Genomic DNA, 24,026 nt, shown 5'->3' with positions numbered 1-24,026 from the left:
GCGCATCGTCCCTCCTCCCGATGCGCGCGACCCTGTGTAACGGGTTAAGTCTATCGGATACGCCTCAGACAGGAAGAGCTTCGGCAATCCGCACGCTGGAACCGTTTCTGCCCTTTACCACCTGAAGCTGGCTCGTGATCCGTTGCTTCATTTCCGCGACGTGACTGACCAGGCCAACCACCCGGCCGCCGTCACGCAGTCCTTCCAGGGCGTCCATCACTTGCTCCAGTGATTGCTCATCCAGGCTGCCGAAGCCTTCGTCAACAAACAGTGTCTCGATATCCACACCGCCGGCCTCCTGCTGGACCACATCGGCGAGGCCTAACGCCAAGGACAACGATGCCATGAAGGACTCTCCGCCAGAGAGCGTGGACGTGTCCCGCCGCTGGCCAGTCCACTCGTCCACGACTTCAAGACCCAGGCCCGACTTTGCACCCCTGGCAGCCTTGGCGTCCGTATGTTGCAACGTGTATCTGCCATCACTCATGGCCACGAGCCGCTCGGAGGCGGCAAGGGCCACCTGTTCCAGCCTTGCTGCCAGGACATAGGTGTTCAGGCTCATCCGGTAGTTGTTATCTCCCGATCCACGCACGGTATCGGCCAGTTCAGCCAGCATGTGCGCCCGGCTCAGGGGTTCCCTTCCTGCTTTCGCCAAGGTCCGGTACTCCTTCCCCAGCCGGGCAACAGCATCCGCCGACTTCCCGGCAAGGCCAGCCGACAATGCCTTGGCCCGCGCATCATCCGCGGCATTGGAAGCAAGAAGCCTCGATTCGGCAAGTTCGTCCTGAGCCAAGGGGAGTTCGCCAATGCTGGCTTCCTTGGCCGCAAGGATTAAATCCTCACCGGCAAACAGTTCATCCAAACGGGACGATTCGGCATCGAAATCAGCCAAGTCCTTTTCAAGGCCCACAACATCGGCCGGCAGGAGGATTTCCCGGCGGGCTTCCTCTCCCGATGCGAAACCCGATACCTGTAGGGCTTTTTCCAAGGAGGCGGCGGCGTCCATGCCAGCCTGTTTCGCTTGGTCCAGTTCCCGGTCTGCCTCAACGGCCGCTTGCAGAAGCACGCGCTCAGCCGTGAGCGATTCCAACCGTGCACGAAGGCTGGGGAATCCTTCCTTCAATCCAGCAAGTTCTGATTCAAGGGCAGCGCATTGTTCCTGAAGCAACTGCACAGCCGATGACGCCTGGGCCGCTGCGCTGACGGAGTCAGCGTGCTCTTGCTGGACCAGTACGATCCGCTTGCTGAGTGCCTCGTGCCGGGCACGAAGCTTTTCCAACTCCGCTGCCGCCTGACGTGCCGCCGAGGCAGCTTCACGGGCGGATGCCCGCTTCGACTCTGCTTCAGCAGCATCAACTGAACCACCCTGGGCCACCAGCCCGGCGAGCACCTGCGCTGCGGAGGACACCTGCTCAGCGAGGAGCCCAAGGGCTTTTTCACTGGCCTCAAACCGTTCCTTGGCTTCTTCCTCGTCCTGGGCGAGGGAGAGTGCTGTTCGCACGGCTTCTGCGGGGTGGGGATGCTCCTCGCTGCCGCAAACGGCGCACGGCTTTCCGCTCTCCAACGCCGCTGCCAGCTCCCCTGCTGCGTTGGCTAGACGCAGCTCACGAACATCAAGCCACTTCTGCCGGAGGTCTTGGGACGAGGTCCTGGCCTGGAGATGCCTCCGGGTCATCTCGTCCAACTCATGGGTGGCGGTTGCGTGACGGGCCACAATCCCCACCAACTCGGCAGCATCAGCGGCCGCCCGTTCCAGTTCTGTCAGTTGCTCAGCCAAAGGCTCATGCGGCTGGATCTCTGACTCCACAGCGGACACGTCCCGGCGCAACTGTTCCAGGACGGTGGAAGACTCCGCTACAGCTACCTGATGTTTAGCGACTTCACCGTCCACGGCTGCCAGCCGGGCCGTGATGACGTCCAAGCGCTGCTCATCCGACAGCCGGGCCTCAAGAACTGCGCAACTGGCCTTTACGGTTTCCAGCGCCACATCTGCAGGGGCAGCATCCAAGCCCGCAGCCACCAGTTTCCCGCGGATCCCGTCAGCGCGGGCTGCGGCGGCTTCACGTTTGCGTGCTGCCGCATCGGCTGCTTCCAGTTGGCCACTGAGAACGGCGGCCCGCCGGTGCTTTCCGAGCATCTCCTTGTTCTCCAATGCCCGGGGCGCTGCCAGTTCAAGCAGCACCCGCCGCTGCATCGCGGCGCCGAGCCGCCCGTGCCTCAGCGACCTCTCCTGGGCCTCTTGGAACTGTTCCTGAAGCCGGGTAGACAACGACGCCGCCTCAGCTGCCTCGTCCTGCCGACGCTTCCATTCAACCCGTATTTCTGCCTCTACACCGGCCAGCCAGGCCTCCGGCTCCTGTCCTGGATCCATCCCGGAGGCCGGAGTGGCATCGGCTGAGGTTTCAGCCGCGGGAAGATCCATGTGATCTTTCTCCGACGCAACCCGGTCCAGCAGCAGTTTGAGCTCTGAGGTGTTCTCCTGCACTGCACGCGTTGCATCGGCCGATTGTTGAAGAAGCTGGCGTTCAACCGTTTCGAATCGATGCGTACCAAACAGTTTCTGGAGGAGGTCCAGCCGTTCGTTGGCCTTGGACCTCAGGAACGCCGCGAAGTCGCCTTGTGGCAGCATCACCACACGGGTGAATTGCTCCCGGTCCATTCCCAGGACGTCCGAGAGCTCCGCACCTACCTCATCATTCCTGGATGATTTCTCTTCCCAGCTCCCGGCTACGCGTTCCCTGAGGAGGGTCTTGGCCTGTTGGGTGGTATATCCATTGCGGCCGCGGGCGCTGGGCCGGTCCCACGCCGGTGATCGCGTCACTTCAAAACGGCGGCCACGCGCGGAGAACTCACACACTACGCGCGGCTCCGCACCGGGAGCGGCATGGTCGCTTCGTAGCCGCTTTCCTTCCTGGCGGGTGCCGGGAACGGAACCGTACAGGGCAAAACAGATGGCATCCAGAATGCTGGTCTTGCCGGCACCCGTGGCGCCGTTGAGGAGGAAAAGCCCCTGTGCGCTCAATTGGTCGAAGTCAATATGTTGTGGCGTCGCAAAGGGGCCGAAAGCTTCAATTTCCAAACGATGAATTCTCACAGCCCGGCCTCCTGGACCCGGACAGCTTCAAGTGCTTCGCGCAGTGCAGCTTCTTCAGCATGGTTTGCGCCGCGGTCCCTGACATGTTCAAGGAAGCCACAGCAGACTCCGAGGTCATCTTCTGCTGCCGCGAGGCGATTGCTGTAACTGGTGGAGGTCCGCGCTTCAGCACCTTGGGGATCGAAAGAGAGCACCAAGGTCTCCGGAAAACGAGCGCGAACCCTCTCCATGGCCTGCGCAGGACGTTGCGCGTCCGTTAGCGTGACCTGGCAATATGCGCTCTCTGCCCATGCATGCTCTTCGCCGCTCAGCAGATCCTCCAGCGTCCCACGCAACGTAGCCAGGGCTTTGGGGGCATCCCACAGAACTTCTTCAACATCCATGGCGCCGTCCGCGCCAAGGTCCACGAGCCACGCACCTTTGTGGTGCTTGGCTTCTGAAAATGAATAAGCCAAGGGAGAACCGGAATAGCGGACATTGGGGGCCAGCTCCTGCCGCCCATGAAGGTGACCCAGCGCGGTATAGGCGAAGTCCTCAAAGAGATCCAGTGGAACCGCGCCGAGCCCGCCGATGCTCAGATCCCGTTCGCTCTCTGAGGTAATGCCGCCACTGGCAAAAGTATGCGCAAGGACAACCGGATAAACGGGTCCTGATGCGCGGCGCTTCTCAACATCCTTCCGGATCCGCTCCACCGCTGCCAGGGTGACATCAAAATGGTTGGCGTTCTCAGCGCCCAACCTTTCCGCGACGAGCCGGGGTTCAAGATAGGGGATGCCATAGATAGCCACCTGGCCGTCCCCTGAGCGGTCCGCACCGTCTCCATCTGTTTCCAGCGCAAACAGCACTGGAACATCAAGTTCCTCCACCTGAGTCCTGAGGTGGACTCCCCCGCGTTCCAGCAAACGGGAAGCAAAACCCAACCTAATGGCGGAGTCGTGGTTGCCACTGGTCAAGACCACGCCGGCCCCCGCCTGCGTGATGCGCACCAAAGCGTCATCGAGGAGTTGGACCACATCAAGTCCCGGCAGAGCGCGATCGTAGACGTCGCCGGCTATCAGCACGACATCAACGGACTTCGACTCCACCAGCGATACCAGCTGGTCCACGAAGTTCCGTTGGGCATCAAGCATGCCAACGCCGTGGAATGACCGGCCCAGGTGCCAATCGGAAGTGTGAAGTAACCGCATATTCTCAAGTTAACCGGGGGCACCGACAATAAAGCGGAGGCGAGCCGTCCGCCGTCGAGCCCGTCAGGTTATTTCCCTTTTTTACCGTCGAAGAAATCCCGGGCGTCATCGTTGACCGGCGCGGCCGGCACAGCCCGCGGAGAGGCGATGCCAGGTTTCACAGCGGTCTCCTTGACCTCTGTGCCCCGGACCTCAGCGTCCTCAACCGGCTCGTCGTTGGCATCGAAGGAGTCGTTGATACCGTCGCTGCCGCCCTGAAAGTCCTCAGTCACGGCAGGAGCTGACAGGCCTTGGAAGCCACGGAAGGCAAGGCCGGCGAGCGCGGCACCCATGAGCGGGGCCACCCAGAAGAGCCACAGACCCTCCATGGCCCAGGACGAGCTGAAGAATGCTTGGGCTGTTGCCCGTGCAGGGTTGAAGGGAAGGTTTCCCAATACCTGTCCGAGCTGAAGAAGAACAGCCATTGACAAGCCCACTGCGAAGGGCGCCATGGCAGGTACGGCCCGACGGCCCGCTGTCGCACCAAGGAATACAGCCACAATGAGAGCTGCACCAAGGACCTCCACCAACAGAACTCCGGCCAGCTGTGTCTGGGCGGCGGCGTGTTCGCCAAAGCCCGGCGCAACGACGTCGAACGCGGCCCTGGCGTCCTTGAGGACCGGCACCGTGCTCACCACAAAGTAGATCAACGCAGCACCAATCACGCTGCCGATGATTTGCGCCGCCAAGTAGCCCAGCGCCGCCACGGCCCGGATTCGGCCGGCGATCAGATTGCCCAGGGTGATCACAGGGTTGAAGTGGCCTCCCGACACATAGCCGAAAGCCAGCATGGCTGCCGTCACTGCAAGGCCGGTCGCAAGAGCTAGAGGCAAGGGGGCGGCACCAGGATTTGAAAAGATCCCGACTCCCACCGCAACGACAACAACAAACATCGAGCCCAAAGCTTCAGCAGACAGCCGGGCAACGAGTCCCGGCTGGGGGTCTGGTGTGGCCTGTACAGATGAGGTCATGTGGAATGAGTCCTTACGGTTGGTATGGATGCCGGTATGACCGGCTTCGTCGCTGCGGACGCTGGTGTTTGGCGCTGGCGGTGCTGTCAGTGATGCAAGCTCAAAGCCACTGAGCATTGTGCCAGCCGAGTCTGGGCGCTGGCTGAATTCCACCTACGAGCTTATCCGCCCAGCGCTATGGCAGCGATGGCTGTGGCACCAAGTCCCACCACGGCCAACGTGCTGACCAGAACGAGCCTGGCCGAGGCTGCCTCGTTACCTGCATGGAGTTGGCGTGAGCGAACCCACACCACAGAGGCCAGCACGATGGTGGCTGCGGCTGCCATGAGGGCGCAGATCCCTTGGTAATCAAGCCCTGGAAGGCCGGCCACGAGGTTGCCGGTGGAGGGTTCGGACGTCAGCCAACTCCGCCAAATGAAGAGGTCCACCACTACCAGGGAGATCAGCGTCCGGCGCCATGCCAACATCGTGCGCTCGGGCTGCAACCCGGGATCGCGGACTTCCATCCTTTACCGCGCCACCAAAATCAGCACCGCAAAGGCGAATGCCGCCACGGCCACCACAATGGTCATGAACAACATGACACGGGAGAAGGGGAGCGCCTGATCGTTGCGCATCGCGGCTTCCATCTGCCCCCAACGGCGATATGAAAGGGCAGCCAGCCCCGCCCCTACCAAAGCCAGCAGGACACAGAGGACCAAACGGACCGGCGTGGGCGCGATGTTCGGAGCCAGCTGGTCAACAGCGACCGCGCCGGCGAGCAAGGCCAAGGACGTGCGGATCCACGCGAGGAAGGTACGTTCGTTGGCGAGAGAAAACCTGTAATCGGGGGTCTTGCCTGTCCGTCGCCAAGCAGGTTCACGCAAAATGTCTCTCCAAGTTTTGTCAGTGCCGGGCAGCTTCCCCACCATATCAGCGGAGGTTCGCGGGCACGGTAAGTTACTGGCATGAGTGTTGAGCCTAAGTCCCCCCACGTTCCTTCCTTCGAGTCCCGCGTCCATGGGTCACTGTTGGGCGGCGCGCTGGGTGATTCCCTTGGTTATGCTGTGGAGTTCGAGTCCCTTGCCGCGATTCGCGCGCGCTATGGTTCCGCCGGCCTGACGTCTTTCGGTCAGCTCGACGGCGGCAGTCACTTCTCTGACGACACGCAAATGACGCTGTACACCGTCGACGGATTGGTGGAAGCGCTCGAATGGGCGAACGACGGCGTAGCAGCGGACGAGATTGCCTGCCTGTGGCTCGCCTACCTGCGCTGGCTCGCCACGCAGGACGTTGCTGTTGCTTCCTCCGCACCCGTTCCGCAACCGCGGTGGATCGACGCCCAGGATGTCCTGCGTCACCGTCGCGCACCCGGTAACGCCTGCCTCAGCGGTTTGGCATCGGGCCAGATGGGGACAGTTGCCCGTCCGGTCAATGCCGATTCCAAAGGGTGCGGCACCGTGATGCGTTCAGCCCCGTTTGGACTCATCCCCCACATTTCACGCGAAGCGGTCTACAAGCTCAGCTCGGACGCCGCTTCATTGACGCACGGACACCCTTCAGCGCGGCTTAGCGCAGCAGCCTTTAGCCTGCTCATCCACAACATCGTGGCCGGAAGCGGCATCCGCGATGCCGCCACCGAGGCCCTCATCTACGTGAACGGCGTCCCCACCAAAGCGCCCGAACTGGCGCAGCGGCTTGAAGGAGCCCTGCAACTGTCCCTGCAGGGCTCTGTCTTGGACCCGGACGAACTAACCACCTCGCTGGGCGAGGGGTGGATCGCCGAGGAAGCACTCGCCGTCGGACTCTACGCTGTGCTGGCCACCAGCGGCGACTCGCCGGCAGAACACTTCCGCAACGCAATCAGCGTGGCCATCAATCACAGTGGCGACAGCGACTCCACCGGGTCCATCGCTGGAAATATCCTGGGCGCCTACTACGGTGAGGACTGCCTGCCGGCCGACTGGCTGCAGGCCTTGGAAGCCCCGGAGGTGGTCCGCGGCATGGCGGACCGTCTGCTTGCCGTCACCACCGGCTAAAAAGGAACTACGTGCGTCGCAGCGTCACGTTATTGCATGCCTCGCAAACGTCCTCAGGAATGAGGCCCCGGCGCTGCAGGAAACCAAAGATGGCGCAGCCGAGGCAAAAGCCCACAAATGCTTCCAGCGAAGCCGCCACGATCAACAGCGCCAGCAGGACCCAGGCGGCTGATTGGAATCCGGTGAAAAACAGCACGACGGCGGTGGTCGTCAGGGCGGCACCGATGCCTTGAGCGAAACGCTTGGGTGGACCGGCGACCAGCTTGGCGTGCCCGATCCTGGGCGCCAACACCTTCACTGACAGAAGCGCCAACGGGGAGATCCGTGGCCCGAACAACACACGGAGCCAGAAGCCGATAGCCAGTGCCACCAAGCCCCAGGACCAGCCGGTCAACAGGGTGGCGACCGCCAGCACCACCACCAGCCCGGCTGTGATCCGGGCGGCGTATTCGTTGACGGGGTTGGGGAAAGCGAACACAGTCCGCCAATCCAGCCTGCCGCGCGTGTCAGCAGCGGCAGGAGCGGCGGCACCACTTGACTGGCGCACTGGAGTAAGAGGTGGGGCTGGCTTGGTCATGCCCCAAGGCTAGGAGCGCGGCTCTCCCCGCGGGAAGGTTTGTTGCGCCATATGACCGGAACGCTGCTTATGCGCCGCCCACCATCTGCAGGAATTCCCCCTCGGACACAACCTCGATTTGCTGGCCCTTGGCATGGAGTTCCAGGACCCGCTTTGCCTTGCCTGTGAGCCGGCCGGCGCGAAGGTCACCCGCCACGAAGCCATCACCGACGATCAGCACAGTAGTTCTTGCTGTTACCCGGCTTTCGGGACGTGCCCCCATGTCCGCGGCCCGCGACTTTGCCTCCGGCCTGGTAATGGCGAGGTCGCCGGTGAACACCACGGTCTGGCCAAAGAGCGGGTGTCCGGGTTCCGCTGAAGGGTTCGGCAGCGGGTTGGGTCCCTCCTCCGGCCAGGCCTGGAAGCCACCCGGCACGCCCAGTGCACGTTCGAGCGTGCCTTCGGCGGCGCTTCCGGTCCTTGCAGCGAGCGCGGACATGGTCGCTTTGGAGAGGCCTTGCGTGGGATCGAAGGCAGGTTGCTTCGGCAAGTTCAGGCCGAGGGAAAGGTAGAGTTCGGCGATGCTGTTGGCGTTGTTCCGCCTGGCGATGTCCACCAGGATGCCGGCGCAGGCGCGTGCGTCTTCCGCGGCGTCGTGATGATTGATCAGGGGAACCCCGGCTTCTTCTGCCGCGTAGGGCAAAGAGTTGGAAACCAGCGAATAGCAGCGGCGGGAGAGCATCACGGTGCACACGTAGTCATAAGCCGGCCCGGCCAGCCCTGAGACTTCCAAGCCTGAGCGAATAACGCCGAGGTCGAAGGCTGCGTTGTGGGCGGCGAGTACGTCGTCGCCAATAAATGCGCCGATTTCCGGGAAGAGCTCCCCGAACCGTGGGCGGCCGGCGACGTCTTCGGCACGAATGCCGTGGATCCGGGTGTTGTGGAATTCGAAGTGATCATGGTTTTCGGGCGGGCGCATGAGCCAGGAGGCTTCCTCCACCACAACTCCGTTGCGTACTTTGCTGAGCCCCACCGAACACGGGGACCCCCTGAAGCCGTTGGCAGTTTCAAAGTCGATCGCCGTAAAGTCCAATGCCACTGGACAAGGTTACAGCCGGAGAAGGCCGCCACCGCCGATTTGCGCGGCGGGGCGGCCCTTCCGGCCGGTATTGTGGCGAACGCTACATCAGGGTGTTGCCCGCCGCAGCGTTGTATAGGATCCTGCAGCCAGAGCGACGCAGAGCAACGCTGCCCAGCCGCTGATACTCAGCGGTGTCTGCTGACCCATCCAATTGCCAACATGCCCCCACCATTCGAGCAGCGTGGTCAAGGCGGCGAGGCCGATCAGGATCACAGCCGTTCCAAGCGTGGATACCAACGTGCCGTTTGACCCCCAGCGCTTGAATATGGTGGCGAACCAGAATCCGATAATGAACATGAACATCATCACTATGAAGAAGAACGCCGCGGTGGAGTACCAGGGCCCATCGGTCACCCACGGAATTTTGAAGAAGTACCCATTAACGCCCCACCCGTTGGTTGCCCCCTCAATCACACCGCCCAGCAGATAAATCCCGGTCATACCGAGTGCAATCAGCGAGAAGAGTCCCAACGTTCCCAGGTAAAAAGCCCTGCGGCTGATGCTCAGGCCCTGCGAGAACGGGAAGACCAGGGTCATGCTTTGGATTCCCAGGACCATGAAGTACCACATGGGGGCCTGGCTGCCTCCGCCGTATTTGCCTTCGTTCACGGGAATGAGAGCGAAGATCGCGAGAGACATCAGGAATGAGGCCGCGAGGATGGTCAGCGGCCATCCGAGGTAAGTCCACTTGTTAATCAGTTGCATCCTGGCAACTGCCATGGTCCTGCTCATCGCCTTGCCTCCAAGGTGTCATCGGCGAAATCTCCAGTGGTGGATGTGGTGCCAAAGCCCGCCATGGTCTTTCGCACCACCAATTGCTGCAGGGATACGGGCGACAATTCAAGGCCCAGTTCCAGCGCTTCGTTACGTTCGCGGCTACTCAGTGCCTCATCGACGGTCACTGATGCCAGCGACCCCAGCGTTTCCCGGTGCAGGATCTTCCGGCCGGCCAGGAAGGCGTCCACCTTGTCAGCAGAGCCGGAAACCGTCACGGCGGAGCCCCGGATATCCTCGGCATCGGCGTCCATGATGATCCGGCCCCGATCGATGACCACCACATGCTCCAAGAGGTTGGCCACTTCATCGATCAGATGCGAGGACAGGATGATGGTGCGCGGGTGCTCAGCGTAGTCCTCCACCAGGCGGTCGTAGAACAACTGCCGGGCAACGGCGTCGAGTCCCAAATAGGGCTCATCGAAGAAGGTCAGCTCTGCCCGGGAGGCCAGGCCAATGATGACTCCCACAGCGGACAGCTGCCCGCGTGAGAGCTTTTTGATCCTCCGTTTTACGGGAAGCTGGAAATCCTCGGCCAAGCGATCGGCAAAGTCCTGGTCCCAGTTCTTGTAGAACAGCGCAGCGGAACGGAAAGCGTGCCGCGGCTGGAAGTCATCCGGGTACTTCTGCGATTCGCGGATAAAGCAGATCCGGGACAGCACCGCATCGTTCTCGTAGGCGCTGGCTCCGAAGACGAGTGCTTCACCGGACGTGGCGAAGGCCTGGGCCGTCAAGATGGACATCAGGGTGGTCTTTCCTGCTCCGTTGCGCCCCAGTAATCCATAGATGCGGTTGGCCGAAAGGCTCAGGTTCACGTTGTCCAGAGCATTCAGGTCTTTGTAGTGCTTGATCAGGTTACGGGCCTCGACGATGGTGTCGTTCACAGGGCCGCGCTCCTTTCCTTATCAGTCCCGGGTTCCGGGTCAAGCCCGGAGCTGCGTTCAATCATGGTGTTGAGCTGCTCCGCCGAGATGCCCAGTTTCCGGGCCTCCAAGGCCAGCGGCTTGACGTACTGCTCGAAGAACTCCTCGGTGCGGCGGGCCACCAGTTGGGCCCGTGCCCCTTTAGCTACGAACATCCCTATCCCCCTGCGTTTGTAGAGAATTCCTGAATCCACCAGCAGATTGACGCCTTTGGCAGCTGTTGCCGGGTTGATGCGGTGGAACGCTGCGAACTCATTGGTGGAAGGCACTTGGGATTCCTCCGCCATACTGCCGTCCACAATGCCGTTCTCTATGAGTTCGGCGATCTGCAGGAAGATCGGTTTGCTGTCATCGATCATGAGCATCATCGCCTCACTGGTTCATTACTCATGTAACTAACCATACAACCAAGAGGCCAAGAGGCCAAGAGGACGCCCGGATAAATACGACGACGGCCGTCAAGTAGGCTTGATGGGTGATCTTTTCTGCGATAAGCGACCTTGCCGTATCCACTTTCGGGGGCGCGGGCCCGGTACAGCCGCCTATGGCTTCCTTCCTGCCGGACTGGCTGAACCCCGACGTCTTCCTCCGCGATTCACCGTTGGGACCGTGGGTGGTCCTTCTGGTCTGCGCCATTGTGTTCGCAGAAACAGGGCTCCTCGTGGGGTTCTTCCTGCCGGGTGACTCCATGCTGTTCACGGCGGGGCTTTTGGTCTCCACCGGAGCCATCGAGTTCAACCTGTGGGCCATGTGCGCCATGATCATCGTGGCTGCCATCATCGGCAACCAAACCGGCTACCTCATAGGATCAAAGGCCGGCCCGGCGATCTTTAATAAGCCGGATTCACGGCTGTTCAAGAAGGAAAACGTGGAGAGCGCCCACGCGTTCTTCGAAAAGCACGGCGGCAAGGCCTTGATCCTGGCGCGATTCGTTCCCATCATCCGCACGTTCGTGCCGGTGATTGTGGGTGTTGCCCAGATGGACAAGCGCAAGTTCTTCCTCTTCAACGTCATTGGCGCAGTACTCTGGGGCGGCGGCGTAACCCTGCTCGGCGCATGGCTTGGCCAGTTCGAATGGGTCGGCAACAACATCGACATCATCTTCATCGTCATCGTCCTGATCTCAGTCATCCCGATCTTCATTGAGATCGGGCGTGGATTCTTGGCAAAGCGCAGGGCAGCGGCCGAAGGCACCGACCCCGTGGAAGAGTTCATCGAGGAGCACGAGGGCGGCAAGCACACCGAGCACTAAGGCTCCCCAACCCAAGAACGACAAAAGGCACCCCGCGCGGCGGGGTGCCTTTTGCGTACTCACGAACTACGTGGAACGGCCCGGTGACAACGCCGAAACAATGGCTGGAAGCAGCGCCCGGAACGCCTGTCCGCGGTGGCTGATGGCGTTCTTCTCCTCAGAGCTAAGCTCGGCACAGCTGCGGTCCATCCCGACCGGTTGCAGCACGGGGTCGTATCCAAAGCCGCCTTGGCCGCGAGGCTCGCGCAACAGCGTCCCCTCCAGCTGGCCGTACTCCACGGTCTCCCGGGCAATGCCGTCAGGACCTGGCACCGCCAAAGCTGCGGCGCAAACGAACGCTGCTCCCCGGAACGCATCCGGAACATCGGAGAGCTGGGCAAGAAGCAGATTCAGGTTCGCGGTGTCGTTCCCGTGCGTGCCCGACCATCGCGCGGAGAAGATGCCCGGGGCTCCACCCAGGACATCCACAGCGAGGCCGGAATCGTCAGCAATGGCTATCAGGCCGGTAGCTTCTGCAACAGCCCGGGCTTTGAGCAGTGAGTTCTCAGCAAACGTGACACCGGTTTCGGCTACATCCGGGGCACCTGCCGCAGCTGCGTCCACCACTTGGGAGTCGACGTCGAGCCCTGGGACCTGGCCCCTGAGCAGTTCGCGGAGTTCCTTCAGCTTGCCCTTGTTGTGGGTCGCCAGGACCAGGCGCGGGTCGCCAAAGGCCTGGGTGTCGCTCACGGGGCTTCCGCCAGCGTCTCGCGCTGGATGGCTGACAATTGAGTGGTGCCGAGGAGCGCGAGATCAAGCAGGGCATTGAGCTCGTCGCGGTCGAAAGGAGCGCCTTCGGCCGTGCCCTGAACTTCAACGAACTTACCCGAACCTGTCACCACAACGTTCATGTCCGTCTCCGCACGAACATCTTCCACGTACGGGAGGTCCAGCATGGGGACGCCATCGATGATGCCGACCGAGACGGCCGCAATGGTGTCCACCAGGGGCTCCGCATTACGGGCGATGAGCTTATTCTCACGGGCAAAACGGATGGCTTCGGCAAGCGCCACGTAGGCGCCGGTGATCGCTGCAGTGCGCGTGCCGCCGTCGGCCTGCAGGACGTCGCAGTCCAGGACGATCGTGTTTTCGCCCAAAGCCTTGGTGTCGATGATGGAACGGAGCGAGCGGCCAATGAGGCGCGAGATCTCATGCGTGCGTCCACCGATCTTCCCCTTGACGGACTCACGGTCCGACCGGGTGTTGGTGGCGCGCGGAAGCATGGCGTATTCGGCCGTGACCCAACCGCGGCCTTCGCCCTTGAGCCAGCGGGGCACACCCTCGGTCAGTGAAGCAGTGCAGAGAACCCTGGTGTTGCCGAACTCGATCAGCGCCGAGCCCTCGGCCTGTTTGGACCAACCGCGGGTGATGCTGATGGGTCGCAGTTGGTCCGGGGTCCGGCCGTCGGCGCGGATAACGGGTGAGGCTGTAGCTTCAGAAGTCATGGTTCCAGCTTAGCCAAGCTGACGGCACCCATCCGACGCCGGGAGCCACCACCCCCTGGCAGAACTAAATGGTGTAGTGGACTCCGGCGACGGCAACAGCAACGTCACCGGCGAAGACCGGCTTGGCTTCGGACAACACTTTGGTCTGCGAAGTCCACACAGGGATATGCGTCAGGAGAAGTCGCTTGGCACCGGCATTCATGGCGGCCTCACCTGCACGCTTACCAGTCAGGTGCACATCCTTGATGTCGTCATCCCGGCCTTCCTCAAACGCCGCCTCGCACAGGAACAGGTCCGAGCCCTGAGCAGCGTCTTCGAGCCCCTGGCAGGAATCGGTATCCCCTGAATAGGTGAGGATCTTGGTCACGGGAACACCGTCCTTGCCCGGCTCGGTAGCAGTGACACGCAAGGCATAGGCCTCTTCGACGGGGTGGTTAACGGCGAAGGGGGTCACCGTGAAAGGACCCACTGTAACCGGCTTGAGCTCGGTCCAGTCGGTGAAGTCGAATTCCTCATGCATGCCGGGATCGAGATCCAGCCCATAGGCTGTGGCCATTCTGTCTGCCGTAGCTGCAGGACCCCACACCGGCAGACGCTCCCGGCCCCATCCGCCGGGCTTCCAGCGGACCGCCACATGCAGGCCACAAAGGTCCATGCAGTGATCGGGATGAAGATGGGTGAGGAAGATCGCGTCGATGTCTTCCAGGTCCGTATAGCGCTGAATGGCACCCAAGGCTCCGCTGCCCAGATCCATCACGATTTTCCACTCGCGCTCACCGTCGTGGGCAGTCACCAAGTAGCACGACGCCGGCGAACCGGGACCGGGGAAAGAGCCTGTGCAGCCCACGATGGTCAACTTCACAGCTCACGTCCCATGGTTGTTCCGGTGCCGCGGCTGAATGGTTCCTCAGGCTGGACGAAGTAAGAGCGGCGGGACAGCCCGGATCCGGACCGTGCTGCTTCCAGCATCTCGGGGGTTATGCGAGCCAAGCTGCCCGTGGGGTACTGGGCCGCGACGTGGTCCACGTGCTTCACGGAGAGGACTTCAGGCCCCAGGAAGCGGCGGGCCAAGGTCTCAAACTGGGTGGCATCACCGGTAGCTATGAATTCGTGGCTCGGTGCGCGTGTCTCCGTCCGCTGGATGCCGTGGTTGGCCAAGGCGCGGTAGACATCCTTGGCAGTCTCTTCGGCACTGGAAACCAGCGTGACGTCCTCGCCCATGACAAACGAAATGACACCGGTCAGCAGCGGGTAGTGGGTGCAGCCCAGGACAACAGTGTCCACTCCGGCGGCCTTGAGGGGCTCAAGGTATTCATTGGCAGCAGCCAAGAGCTCAGGACCGGTGGTGATTCCGGCTTCCACGAATTCCACGAATGCCGGGCACGCCACGGACGAAATGGTGAGGTCCGGGGCCGCAGCAAAAGTGTCCTCATAAGCTCTGGAACCCACCGTGGCGGAGGTTCCGATGACACCGATCTTGCCGGACCGGGTAGCCGAGACTGCGCGCCGGACGGCCGGCTGGATCACTTCAATAACAGGGATGCCATAACGGGCGGTGTAGCGTTCCCTGGCATCCCGGAGCACCGCGGCCGAAGCCGAGTTGCAGGCAATAGTCAACAACTTCACGCCGGAATCCACCAGCTCGTCCATAACACCCAGAGCGTTGGCACGAACCTCGGCAATTGGCAGTGGACCGTAAGGGCCGTGAGCGGTGTCCCCCACGTAGAGGATTGATTCGTTGGGGAGCTGATCGATGATGGACCGCGCCACCGTCAGTCCGCCCACGCCTGAATCGAAAATCCCGATGGGACGTGTCCCTACGAGCTCCCCGTGTTCCCCGTTGCCGATGGGGGCGTCACTGCCCAGGACGCCGCGTGGTGAACCCGAATCTGAAGTCATAATTATTCGAGAATAAGGCTTCCCGTGGTGTGCGGCCATTACCTGTGCTCTCCGCCTCGTGTCTGATGTGTCACAAGGCAGCCGGATCTGTTGGAGGGCAGCAGCGGCAACCCGCCGCCGGAATCAGGATTTTCCCTGCCTTGCGGCCATCATCGCCTGCACCAAAGACTCCTGGAGCCACGTAGTGAAGTTGTAGACGAGGGCCAGGTAACTCTCCACGTCCTCGGCCTGGCTCCAGTCCTGCATGCTGTGGATGTGCTCGGCATCGGCTTCATCGCGGATATCCAGGCGTTCTGCCAGAACCAGGCGCACGTCGTTCAGCGCCATGGACCAGCGGGTGGCGTCCTCGGGCGAGAGAACCAGCTCGTCCTTATCCAAGCCCAAAGCGGCAGCCCTCAAAGCGCCGATCTTGCTTTCACGGACAGAGCGTTCGGTGAGCTGGCGGAACTCCAGCGAGCCGTCGTCGTCGTCCTTCATGACGTTGGGCAACAGACGCAGCAGGGCGCGGTCGCTGGGCTGCTTGACGTCCATATCCAAGCCGATCAGTGCAGCGAGAGGGTCTTCGTTCTCCCGCACGTCCAACTCCAGCATGGAAATGACGTCGTCCAGCAATCCGCGCAGGAGATCGCGCTCCGCAGGCTCCAGGTAGCCGCTGATGCCCTTGAGGCCGTACTTGAATGCCTTAGCCACGCTGGCGGCCGCCCTTTCCGGGTGTTTCGTTGCCGCTCGCGGCCTTCTCAACGGTGGCCCACAAACCGAAACCGTGCATTGCGACGGCATGCTGCTCCACTTGTTCCTTGCTCCCGTGGGCAACAATGGACCGGCCTTTCTTATGGACCTCCATCATGAGCTTGTGGGCTTTGGACTCGGAGTAGCCGAAGTAACTCTGGAACACAAAGCTCACGTAGCTCATCAGATTCACGGGATCATTCCAGATCACAAGGTTCCACGGGATATCAGGGGCTGTCAGGACATCGGTGGAGGACTGCTCTGCAGCTTTGGTCCGCTCATCGATGTCCGTGCCGTACGCAACGCTAGGGCTCATCTGTCCATTCTATGGCGGCTCGCACTAGAGTGAATTCGTGAGTAGAGCCACGTCATGGGACCACCCCGCAACTTCCTTATACACAGACCACTACGAGCTGACCATGCTTCAGGCAGCCCTGCACTCCGGCGCCGCACACCGCCGATCGGTGTTCGAAGCATTTGCCCGGCGGCTTCCGGACGGCCGCCGCTACGGCGTGGTGGGCGGCACGGGACGCCTGTTGGAGGGCATAGCGGACTTCCGGTTCGGCGAAGCAGAGCTGGCATTTCTGGAACAGAACAAGGTGGTCAACCAGGAAACCCTGGACTACCTGGCCGACTACAAATTCAGCGGCGACATCTGGGGCTATGCCGAAGGTGATGCTTACTTCCCCAACTCCCCCATCCTCATTGTCGAATCAACGTTCGCCGAAGCCTGCATCCTGGAAACCTTCATCCTGTCCGTCCTCAACCACGACAGCGCCATCGCTTCCGCGGCCTCAAGAATGACCTCGGCGGCCGGATCCCGCCCCTGCATCGAGATGGGCTCCCGGCGCACCCAAGAGGAATCGGCGACGGCGGCAGCCCGCGCCGCCGTGATTGCCGGCTTCGCCAGCACCTCCAACCTCGAAGCCGGCCGACGCTACGGCATCAAAACAGTAGGCACAGCCGCGCACTCCTTTACGCTCCTTCATGACACCGAGCGTGAAGCCTTTGAGGCACAGATCGCGACCTTCGGCCCCGGCACATCGCTGTTGGTGGATACCTACGACGTGGAGACGGCAGTGCGCACCGCCGTCGAATTGGCCGGCGACAAACTCGGCGCTGTCCGGCTGGATTCCGGCGACCTCATTGCGCAGGCTCAGTGGGTCCGGCAGCTACTTGATGAACTCGGCAACGTCAACACCCGCATTGTGGTTACCTCGGACCTCGACGAATTCGCCATTGCGGCCCTCCAGTCAGCCCCCGTGGACTCGTACGGAGTGGGTACGTCGCTGGTCACTGGATCCGGCGCTCCCACGGCCAGCATGGTCTACAAGCTGGTCAGCCGCACCAACGACGCCGGCGAGTTCATTTCCGTTGCCAAGACCGCCAAGAACAAAGCAAGCGTCGGAGGACGCAAATACGCTCTCCGAAAGCTCAACGAGCGTGGCCGCGCCACCCAGGAAGTCGTTGGAATCGGCCACCGCCCCGAAGATGACGGCAACGACCGCGAGCTGCTGCACCAATTCGTCAAGAACGGCGAAGTGCTGCCAGGGTGGACCGGACCTGAAGGCGTCATCCGGGCCCGTGAACGGCACGCGGCCACCATGGCCGAACTGCCCGCCGTCGTGAACCGCCTCCAGCGAGGCGAGGCTGCCATCCCCACCATCTACGAGGAGAACTGATGTCCAGGGCCTTGATCATCGTCGATGTTCAAAATGACTTCTGCGAGGGCGGAACGCTCGCCGTTGAAGGCGGCGCCGCTGTAGCAAGTGCCATCACGGAGTACGTGGATGCCAACCAGCAGCACTTCGACCACATCGTGGCCACGCAGGACTGGCACATAGAGCCCGGCGACCACTTCTCAGAGGACCCGGACATGGTGGATTCCTGGCCTCCGCACTGCAGGGCCAGAAGCAAAGGTGCCGAACTCCACGAAGACCTGGATCCCGACTACATCCACGCCTACTTCCGGAAAGGGCAGTACACCGCCGCCTACTCCGGCTTCGAAGGCGTTTTGGCTCCCGAAGACGACGTCCCCACGGGCGACCTCAAGGCAGGAACGGCCACCGTCGAGGTCCTCGATGAAGACGCGATCGGGCTCGACGACTGGCTGCAAAGCCACGACGTCGAGGAAGTGGTGGTGGTGGGACTTGCAACGGACTACTGCGTGAAGGCCACGGCGCTGGATGCTGTTCAGGCCGGATACTCCACCACGGTGATCGCTGAGCTCACAGCCGGAATCGCCGAGGACCTTAGCGATGCTTATGACGAAATGGAAGCCGCCGGCGTCGACGTCGAACGCGACTGAGACCGAAGAGGCTGAAGACACCGCAAGGGCGCCGCAACCGCGGCGCCCTTGCGCATTTCTGCTCTTGGTCCAGCTACTTCCGGCCGATAAACCAGTCCTGAAGCTTGCGCAGGCGGGCCTGCAGTTGCTCCTCGTTCGCTTGGGCGACAGCCGGGCCACCACATACTTCACGCAGTTTTGTATGAACAACTCCATGCGGTGTGCCGGTCCTGGCGGACCAGGCAGCCACGTTCTTGGCCAGTTCATTGCGAAGATCCATCAGCATCCTGTGGTCAGGGATGGCCGGAGATGCGGCCGCTGCCAACGGTGACTGACGCTTCTTGCGCGACTGCTGTTCGTGCTGGCGTTGACGCAGCAGCGTACCGACCTGTTCGGCGTCGAGAAGTCCTGGTATGCCAAGGAAGTCCAGTTCCTCATCAGAGCCGATATCAGCTCCGGTACCAAACTCACCGCCATCAAAAAGGACGCGGTCGAAGGACGCCTGGGAGTCCAAAGCTTCGAACTTTCCCTTGGTGAGCTCGTCCGAGGCCTTGTCCTCGCGGTTGGCCTCCGCCATGAGGTTCTCTTCAGGGTTGAAAAGACCGTCCTCGTCCTTCTCCGGGCGGTCAAGGGCGTGGTCGCGCTCGGCCTCCATGGTGTTGGCCAGGATCATCAGGGGCGGAACCGATGGCAGGAAGACCGACGCCGTCTCGCCCCTCTTGCGGGCACGCACAAAGCGGCCCACAGCTTGGGCGAAGAACAGCGGCGTGGACGTTGAGGTGGCATAGACACCCACGGACAGGCGGGGAACGTCCACGCCTTCAGACACCATGCGAACAGCCACCATCCAGCGCTGGTCCCCCGCGGAGAATTCCTCGATCTTGCTTGACGCCTTGGAGTCATCCGAGAGAATCACCGTGGGTGACTGGCCCGTTATTTTCTTCAGCTGACCGGCATACGCACGTGCGTCATCATGATCCGTGGCGATCACCAGTCCGCCGGCGTCCGGCACGGTCCGCCGGACCTCGCCGAGACGTTTGTCCGCAGCAGCCAGGACCGCAGGGATCCACTCACCGGTAGGGTTCAAAGCCGTCCGCCATGCCTGCGAGGTGATGTCCTTGGTAACAGCAGCCTCCCCCAGGGAAGCCGCCATCTCGTCACCGGCGCTGGTCCGCCAGCGCATCTGGCCCGAGTAGGCCATGAACAGAACGGGACGCACCACGTGGTCCCGCAGCGCGTTGCCGTAACCGTAGGTGTAGTCAGCCTTGGAACGGCGGATGCCGTCGCGGTCCTCGGCGTATTCAACAAAGGGAATCGGCGATGTGTCCGAACGGAACGGTGTACCCGTCAAGGACAGGCGCCGCGCGGCAGGATCAAAAGCCTCGCGCAGTCCGTCTCCCCACGACAACGCTTCGCCGCCGTGGTGGATTTCGTCCAGGATCACCAAGGTGCGGGCTGCTTCGGTCTTCGCACGGTGCAGCATGGGCTTGCTGGCTACCTGCGCGTACGTGACCGCAACGCCCACGAAACCACGGCCGTGCTGGCCATCGGAGTTCTTGAAGTTGGGATCAATCGCAATGCCCACTTTTGCTGCTGCGTCAGCCCACTGCCGCTTCAGGTGGTCAGTGGGCGCAACGATGGTGATCCTGTTGACCACTCCGCTATCCAGCAGGGTGGTGGCAATGCGCAGCGCAAACGTGGTCTTACCAGCGCCGGGGGTAGCCACAGCGAGGAAGTCCTTGGGACTACGGGTCATGTAGAGGTCAAGCGCCTCCTGCTGCCACGCACGGAGCTTGGGTGCGGTACCCCATGCGGCGCGTTCCGGGTACGCCGGAGGCAGGGACGGTCCACCAAAAAGTGTTTCTGTCATGCTGACTCCCCCGGCCTGATGGCAGCGACGATGATCTCCTGCTTTCCGGGCACACCAAGGGAAGCCGTGAACCGGTGATGATCAGACAGGGCCGGTGTTCTCTGCCCACCCACTACTTGGAGTTGCCCGGGCCGCCGTTGTTTCCACCGTCATTGCCGGGGCGGAGGCCTTCGTAAATCTCCTTGCACTCCGGGCAAACCGGGAACTTCTTGGGATCGCGTCCCGGCGTCCAGACCTTGCCACAGAGGGCAATGACGGGCTCGCCGGACAGGGCCGACTCCATGATCTTTTCCTTGCGGACGTAGTGCGAAAACCGCTCGCGGTCGCCGGGTTCCACTTCCTGGCGCGTTTCCTCGCGCTCAATGGTGGCAGTGGACGTTCCGGCTCCGGAAAGCTCTCGCATGGGGTCGTTTTCGAATGGATCCGGAGGAAGCGTAGTCATGCCAAACATCTTACCGTCTACAGTCCCTGCCACTCCGGCTTGTTGTCATAGGTGTGCCGATAATAATCGGCCAGTTTCAGCGAAGACGCGGCCGCCTCGTCCACCAAAATCGTGGCGTGAGGGTGCATCTGAAGGATGGATGCAGCGCAAATGGCAGCTACCGGCCCCTCTACGAAGTCCCGGACAGCCTGGGCTTTCTGGGCGCCTGTTGCGACCAACACCACATGGCGGGCGTCCATGATGGTCCCCAGCCCTTGGGTGACCACATGATGGGGAACGTCATCGATGCTGTCGAAGAAGCGGGCGTTGTCCTTCCGCGTCTGCTCGATCAGCGTCTTGATGCGCGTACGGGATGCCAGCGAGGACCCGGGCTCATTGAAGCCAATGTGCCCGTCGGTCCCCACCCCGAGTATCTGGAGGTCCACTCCGCCCACAGCTTTGATGGCGTCCTCATATGCCTGGCATGCGGCCTCCAGGTCCTCGGCCGCACCATCGGGTCCGTGGACGTTCTCCGGCTTGATGTTCACCCGGTTGGTGAATTCGCGCCGGATGACCTCACGGTAGGACTCAGGATGCCCTGCTTCGAGCCCGACGTACTCATCCAACGCGAAACCATGCGCCTGGCTGAAGTCCAACCCCCCGGCCTCGTAGCGGCTGGCCAATTCGTCGTAAATGGGCAACGGGGACGAGCCCGTTGCCAAGCCCAGCACCGCATGGGGCTTACGGCGGACCAACGATTCGATGGCATCGGCGGCAAGTGCACCGATCTGTTTGGTGCCAGGGAGAATGACAACTTCCATCGTCACGGCCTTTCTAGTTGTGGTCTTCGAGCTATCTGACCAAGAGGTTATCCCATGTCCCACCTATGGACATGGTTGTTACACGACTATCGGTTCACGCTGAGCTGGGCGAACATCTCAGGACCCCGGGCGTCCAGCCATTTTCCGCCGAGGCGGACGCCCGCCGCGAACAGGATGAGGCCCAGCACCGGGCCAACAGCCAAATTGATCCATCCGGCTTCCGGACCACCGCTGAACGCCTGGACTGCCACCAGCGCAAGCTCCGGGACGAGCAGAAGGGCCAGAAGTCCCATACCAACGGCCTGGACTGCCAGCGTCTGCGCGACATTTCCCGGTGGCTTCTTGAAGGGGCTGTCCCCCGGCAAAGGCACGGCGATGTTGTATCGGGCCGAGATCACCGATGAGAGTCCAAGGCCGGTAAAGAGAGTGCCCAGCGACAAACCCAAAAGGTTCGGGAGCCATTGCCACTCCCCGGTAACGAAGAGCGGCCCTATGGTGAAAACGACCACCACCGGGAGTGAGATTGCCAAGCACGCCAGCGCCCGGCCAAGGCGGTCGTCCAGGCCCCGGATCCCCGCAGAGAGATGAAGTGCAAAAGCTGTGTTGTCGTAGGAGACATCAGCGCAGATGGACCAGGCCATGACAAAGGCGGTCACCGGACCCAGAATCATGAGCAGGCCGTAGCTGCCGCTCTGTGATCCGCTGAAGAAAAAGAGGACAGGGAACAGCGGAACAATGACCAGGGATGCCGCATATCGTGGATCCTTCATCCAATAGATCAAAGCACGGGCAGCAACTGCGCCTGCCGGCGTTCCCGGGAGAAGGCCGAACAGCCCAAGTTTTCCGCCCCTCTTTGACGAGCCTCCGGAGTACGGGGGCGTCACCAACGCCCGCTGCAGCAGAACATGCCAGCACAGAAGCAGGCCGGCAATGGTCGCTGCCGAAATCAGGAATTTGAGCCCTGCGGCGGCCACATTGCCGGATTCCAGATCTCCGCCCAGAGACCATGCGGCACCCAGCGGCGTCCAGGAAACAGCCCGGGCCAGGCCGGGCAGGTAGTCAGCACTTCCGCGAACACCGTCAAAGATTCCCAGCATGATGGGACCCAGCAGCACCAGCGGGATGAACACAATGATGCTGCTGAGGTCTTTGAAGCGCCGAGACGCCGCAAGACCGGCCGTCGCTGTGGTGACCACCTTGGACAGGACGATGCAGGTAACGGCACCCAGAACGGCTCCCAACAAGGCCCCTGCCACTGCCGGAAAACTACGCCACCAGGTCCCCACCGTACCCAAGGCAGCCAGCAAAGTGGCCAACCCGGGAATGCCGATGAAGCCTGCGATGGCGAGCCCCGTCAGGAGCTGCCCCGGCGGAATGGCGAAGGTGGTGAAACGGGCGGGGTCCAGGGTCATGTCCGCCGCCGAAGCAACGAGCGGAATGATGGCCCAACCCAGGACGGCGGCCGCTCCACCCAATACCACTACAGTGTGGGCGATCTCCGGATCAGCCCACCGCAGCGCTATGAGGCCTCCAACAAGGAGGACCAGCAATCCCAATGCATAAAGTAGCCCCAGGGCCATGCCCACCAACTGCCAAGGGCTGCGCTTGAACCCGTTAAGGAGCAGGCGCCACTTGAGGCCTAGAAGGTGCGCAACCATTCCAATCCCTCCGTCCGATGTCCGCCGCCCACCAACTGCACGAAGCGTTCCTCCAACGTTGAGCCATCCCGGACTTCGTCCACGGAGCCCGCCGCCAGGACACGGCCGCCGGCCACCACTGCGACGTGACTGCACATGCGCTGAACAAGGTCCATGACGTGACTCGACACAATGACCGTACCGCCTGAGGCGACGTATCCCTCCAGGATTCCGCGGATATTGGCAGCAGAGACGGGATCCACGGACTCGAAGGGCTCGTCAAGGACCAGCAGGCGGGGTGCGTGAATCAGGGCAGAGGCCAAGGCTATTTTCTTGGTCATACCTGCTGAGTAGTCAACAACCAACGTGCCGGCGTCCGCCTGAAGATCAAGGGCAGCCAGCAGTTCAGGAACCCGGGCACCCACCACTTCACGGTCCATGCCGCGGAGCAGACCGGAATAGGTGACCAGCTGTTCGCCGGTCAGCCGGTCAAACAGACGAACCCCATCAGGCAGGACGCCCATGAGCTTCTTGGCCTCCAGCGGTTGTGCCCACACGTCCACCCCATGGATCAAGGCCGTGCCGAAATCCGGCCGCAGCAGGCCGGTGGCCATGGACAACGTGGTGGTCTTGCCGGCACCGTTAGGACCAACCATCCCGTAGAAGGAGCCCGAGGGAACCTCCAGGCTCACGCCATCGACAGCGATTTTCTCGCCGAACCGTTTGGCCAGGCCGCGAATGGACAGGGCAGCCAAAGGTGCACCGCCAAGGGACTCATGGGGCGTCGGCAGGGAGGCCTCTTGTGGCGGGGCAGCGAGTGGTGTGGCAGCCTGTGGCGGTGCCACTTGTGGTGGAGCAGAAGCTTGTGGCGGCTCGGACGTGGACGTGGGTTCATGGCGTGGTTCCGTCATGGACCCAGCCTA

25 protein-coding genes are annotated in these 24,026 nt (G+C 62.1%); 4 read left to right on the top strand and 21 right to left on the bottom strand.

Annotated features, from left to right (window positions below; all coding sequences use genetic code 11):
- Window positions 1-64 precede the first annotated feature (64 nt).
- The 5 genes from AR689_RS02845 to AR689_RS02825 all read right to left on the bottom strand — a co-directional run bounded on the left by AR689_RS02845 (window position 65) and on the right by AR689_RS02825 (window position 6,157).
- On the bottom strand, window positions 65-3,094 hold the full coding sequence (locus AR689_RS02845; RefSeq protein ID WP_062066492.1) for an AAA family ATPase: 3,030 nt from the start codon (window positions 3,092-3,094) through the stop codon (window positions 65-67).
- Window positions 3,091-4,281: an exonuclease SbcCD subunit D gene (locus tag AR689_RS02840; protein WP_062066489.1), complete on the bottom strand. Its 1,191-nt coding sequence runs from the start codon at window positions 4,279-4,281 to the stop codon at window positions 3,091-3,093. The genes AR689_RS02845 and AR689_RS02840 overlap by 4 nt, the downstream gene beginning before the upstream one ends.
- A gap of 68 nt (window positions 4,282-4,349) precedes the next feature.
- Window positions 4,350-5,291, bottom strand: a complete 942-nt coding sequence (locus tag AR689_RS02835; protein WP_062066589.1) for an MIP/aquaporin family protein — start codon at window positions 5,289-5,291, stop codon at window positions 4,350-4,352.
- 161 nt (window positions 5,292-5,452) lie between these two features.
- Window positions 5,453-5,797, bottom strand: a complete 345-nt coding sequence (locus AR689_RS02830; RefSeq protein WP_062066485.1) for a DUF202 domain-containing protein — start codon at window positions 5,795-5,797, stop codon at window positions 5,453-5,455.
- Window positions 5,798-5,800: 3 nt separating this feature from the next.
- Entirely contained in the window at window positions 5,801-6,157 is a 357-nt protein-coding gene (locus AR689_RS02825; RefSeq protein WP_175538584.1) for a YidH family protein, read from the bottom strand.
- Window positions 6,158-6,238: 81 nt separating this feature from the next.
- On the opposite strand from AR689_RS02825, the gene AR689_RS02820 reads away from it, so the two are divergent.
- Complete coding sequence (locus AR689_RS02820; RefSeq protein ID WP_062066482.1) at window positions 6,239-7,309, top strand: ADP-ribosylglycohydrolase family protein; 1,071 nt, start codon at window positions 6,239-6,241, stop codon at window positions 7,307-7,309.
- A gap of 7 nt (window positions 7,310-7,316) precedes the next feature.
- Here the strand turns inward: AR689_RS02820 and AR689_RS02815 are convergent, their stop codons facing one another.
- From AR689_RS02815 to AR689_RS02795, 5 genes are all read right to left on the bottom strand, one after another.
- Window positions 7,317-7,886 (bottom strand): DUF4395 domain-containing protein, encoded by a 570-nt coding sequence (locus AR689_RS02815; RefSeq protein WP_082697755.1) that lies wholly within the window; start codon window positions 7,884-7,886, stop codon window positions 7,317-7,319.
- A gap of 67 nt (window positions 7,887-7,953) precedes the next feature.
- Entirely contained in the window at window positions 7,954-8,964 is a 1,011-nt protein-coding gene (locus AR689_RS02810) for a 3'-5' exonuclease (RefSeq protein WP_062066479.1), read from the bottom strand.
- An 87-nt stretch (window positions 8,965-9,051) separates the two neighbouring features.
- Window positions 9,052-9,738, bottom strand: a complete 687-nt coding sequence (locus AR689_RS02805; RefSeq protein ID WP_062066478.1) for a hypothetical protein — start codon at window positions 9,736-9,738, stop codon at window positions 9,052-9,054.
- On the bottom strand, window positions 9,735-10,664 hold the full coding sequence (locus AR689_RS02800; RefSeq protein WP_062066474.1) for an ABC transporter ATP-binding protein: 930 nt from the start codon (window positions 10,662-10,664) through the stop codon (window positions 9,735-9,737). Before AR689_RS02800 ends, AR689_RS02805 begins: the two co-directional genes overlap by 4 nt.
- A complete protein-coding gene (locus AR689_RS02795) occupies window positions 10,661-11,071 on the bottom strand; it encodes a GntR family transcriptional regulator (RefSeq protein ID WP_062066471.1) in 411 nt (136 codons plus the stop codon). The genes AR689_RS02800 and AR689_RS02795 overlap by 4 nt, the downstream gene beginning before the upstream one ends.
- Before the next feature lie 122 nt (window positions 11,072-11,193).
- Here AR689_RS02795 and AR689_RS02790 point away from each other — a divergent pair, with 122 nt between their 5' ends.
- Window positions 11,194-11,955: a DedA family protein gene (locus AR689_RS02790; RefSeq protein WP_197412796.1), complete on the top strand. Its 762-nt coding sequence runs from the start codon at window positions 11,194-11,196 to the stop codon at window positions 11,953-11,955.
- Window positions 11,956-12,021: 66 nt separating this feature from the next.
- Here the strand turns inward: AR689_RS02790 and rdgB are convergent, their stop codons facing one another.
- The 6 genes from rdgB to clpS form a co-directional block, all read right to left on the bottom strand.
- Window positions 12,022-12,684 carry an RdgB/HAM1 family non-canonical purine NTP pyrophosphatase gene (gene rdgB / locus AR689_RS02785; protein WP_062066465.1) on the bottom strand — a complete coding sequence of 221 codons (663 nt, stop codon included), beginning with the start codon at window positions 12,682-12,684 and terminating at the stop codon, window positions 12,022-12,024.
- The gene (rph, locus tag AR689_RS02780; RefSeq protein ID WP_062066460.1) at window positions 12,681-13,439 is read right to left on the bottom strand and encodes a ribonuclease PH; all 759 of its coding nucleotides are present in this window, start codon (window positions 13,437-13,439) and stop codon (window positions 12,681-12,683) included. Before rph ends, rdgB begins: the two co-directional genes overlap by 4 nt.
- Before the next feature lie 64 nt (window positions 13,440-13,503).
- Complete coding sequence (locus AR689_RS02775; protein WP_062066457.1) at window positions 13,504-14,301, bottom strand: MBL fold metallo-hydrolase; 798 nt, start codon at window positions 14,299-14,301, stop codon at window positions 13,504-13,506.
- The gene (gene murI, locus AR689_RS02770; RefSeq protein WP_502686000.1) at window positions 14,298-15,338 is read right to left on the bottom strand and encodes a glutamate racemase; all 1,041 of its coding nucleotides are present in this window, start codon (window positions 15,336-15,338) and stop codon (window positions 14,298-14,300) included. The genes AR689_RS02775 and murI overlap by 4 nt, the downstream gene beginning before the upstream one ends.
- A 123-nt stretch (window positions 15,339-15,461) precedes the next feature.
- Window positions 15,462-16,028 (bottom strand): DUF2017 domain-containing protein, encoded by a 567-nt coding sequence (locus AR689_RS02765; protein ID WP_062066450.1) that lies wholly within the window; start codon window positions 16,026-16,028, stop codon window positions 15,462-15,464.
- Window positions 16,021-16,383 carry an ATP-dependent Clp protease adapter ClpS gene (gene clpS / locus AR689_RS02760; RefSeq protein ID WP_024817261.1) on the bottom strand — a complete coding sequence of 121 codons (363 nt, stop codon included), beginning with the start codon at window positions 16,381-16,383 and terminating at the stop codon, window positions 16,021-16,023. The genes AR689_RS02765 and clpS overlap by 8 nt, the downstream gene beginning before the upstream one ends.
- A 37-nt stretch (window positions 16,384-16,420) precedes the next feature.
- On the opposite strand from clpS, the gene AR689_RS02755 reads away from it, so the two are divergent.
- Both AR689_RS02755 and AR689_RS02750 read left to right on the top strand, forming a co-directional pair.
- Window positions 16,421-17,749 (top strand): nicotinate phosphoribosyltransferase, encoded by a 1,329-nt coding sequence (locus AR689_RS02755; protein WP_062066447.1) that lies wholly within the window; start codon window positions 16,421-16,423, stop codon window positions 17,747-17,749.
- Window positions 17,749-18,375 (top strand): isochorismatase family protein, encoded by a 627-nt coding sequence (locus AR689_RS02750; protein WP_062066444.1) that lies wholly within the window; start codon window positions 17,749-17,751, stop codon window positions 18,373-18,375. Before AR689_RS02755 ends, AR689_RS02750 begins: the two co-directional genes overlap by 1 nt.
- A gap of 73 nt (window positions 18,376-18,448) precedes the next feature.
- On the opposite strand, the gene AR689_RS02745 is transcribed toward AR689_RS02750, so the two are convergent.
- The 5 genes from AR689_RS02745 to AR689_RS02725 all read right to left on the bottom strand — a co-directional run bounded on the left by AR689_RS02745 (window position 18,449) and on the right by AR689_RS02725 (window position 24,014).
- Window positions 18,449-20,224: a DEAD/DEAH box helicase gene (locus tag AR689_RS02745; RefSeq protein ID WP_062066441.1), complete on the bottom strand. Its 1,776-nt coding sequence runs from the start codon at window positions 20,222-20,224 to the stop codon at window positions 18,449-18,451.
- Between the two features lie 112 nt (window positions 20,225-20,336).
- Window positions 20,337-20,675, bottom strand: a complete 339-nt coding sequence (locus AR689_RS02740; RefSeq protein WP_062066438.1) for a DUF3039 domain-containing protein — start codon at window positions 20,673-20,675, stop codon at window positions 20,337-20,339.
- Between the two features lie 8 nt (window positions 20,676-20,683).
- Window positions 20,684-21,466 carry a glucosamine-6-phosphate deaminase gene (gene nagB / locus AR689_RS02735; protein ID WP_062066435.1) on the bottom strand — a complete coding sequence of 261 codons (783 nt, stop codon included), beginning with the start codon at window positions 21,464-21,466 and terminating at the stop codon, window positions 20,684-20,686.
- An 86-nt stretch (window positions 21,467-21,552) separates the two neighbouring features.
- On the bottom strand, window positions 21,553-23,124 hold the full coding sequence (locus tag AR689_RS02730) for a hypothetical protein (protein ID WP_062066431.1): 1,572 nt from the start codon (window positions 23,122-23,124) through the stop codon (window positions 21,553-21,555).
- Window positions 23,106-24,014 (bottom strand): ABC transporter ATP-binding protein, encoded by a 909-nt coding sequence (locus tag AR689_RS02725; RefSeq protein ID WP_062066428.1) that lies wholly within the window; start codon window positions 24,012-24,014, stop codon window positions 23,106-23,108. The genes AR689_RS02730 and AR689_RS02725 overlap by 19 nt, the downstream gene beginning before the upstream one ends.
- Window positions 24,015-24,026: the final 12 nt, after the last annotated feature.

Origin of the sequence: Arthrobacter sp. EpRS71, from assembly GCF_001512285.1 — a bacterium.
Classification (GTDB): domain Bacteria; phylum Actinomycetota; class Actinomycetes; order Actinomycetales; family Micrococcaceae; genus Arthrobacter.
This window is presented reverse-complemented; position numbering and strand designations above follow the sequence as displayed.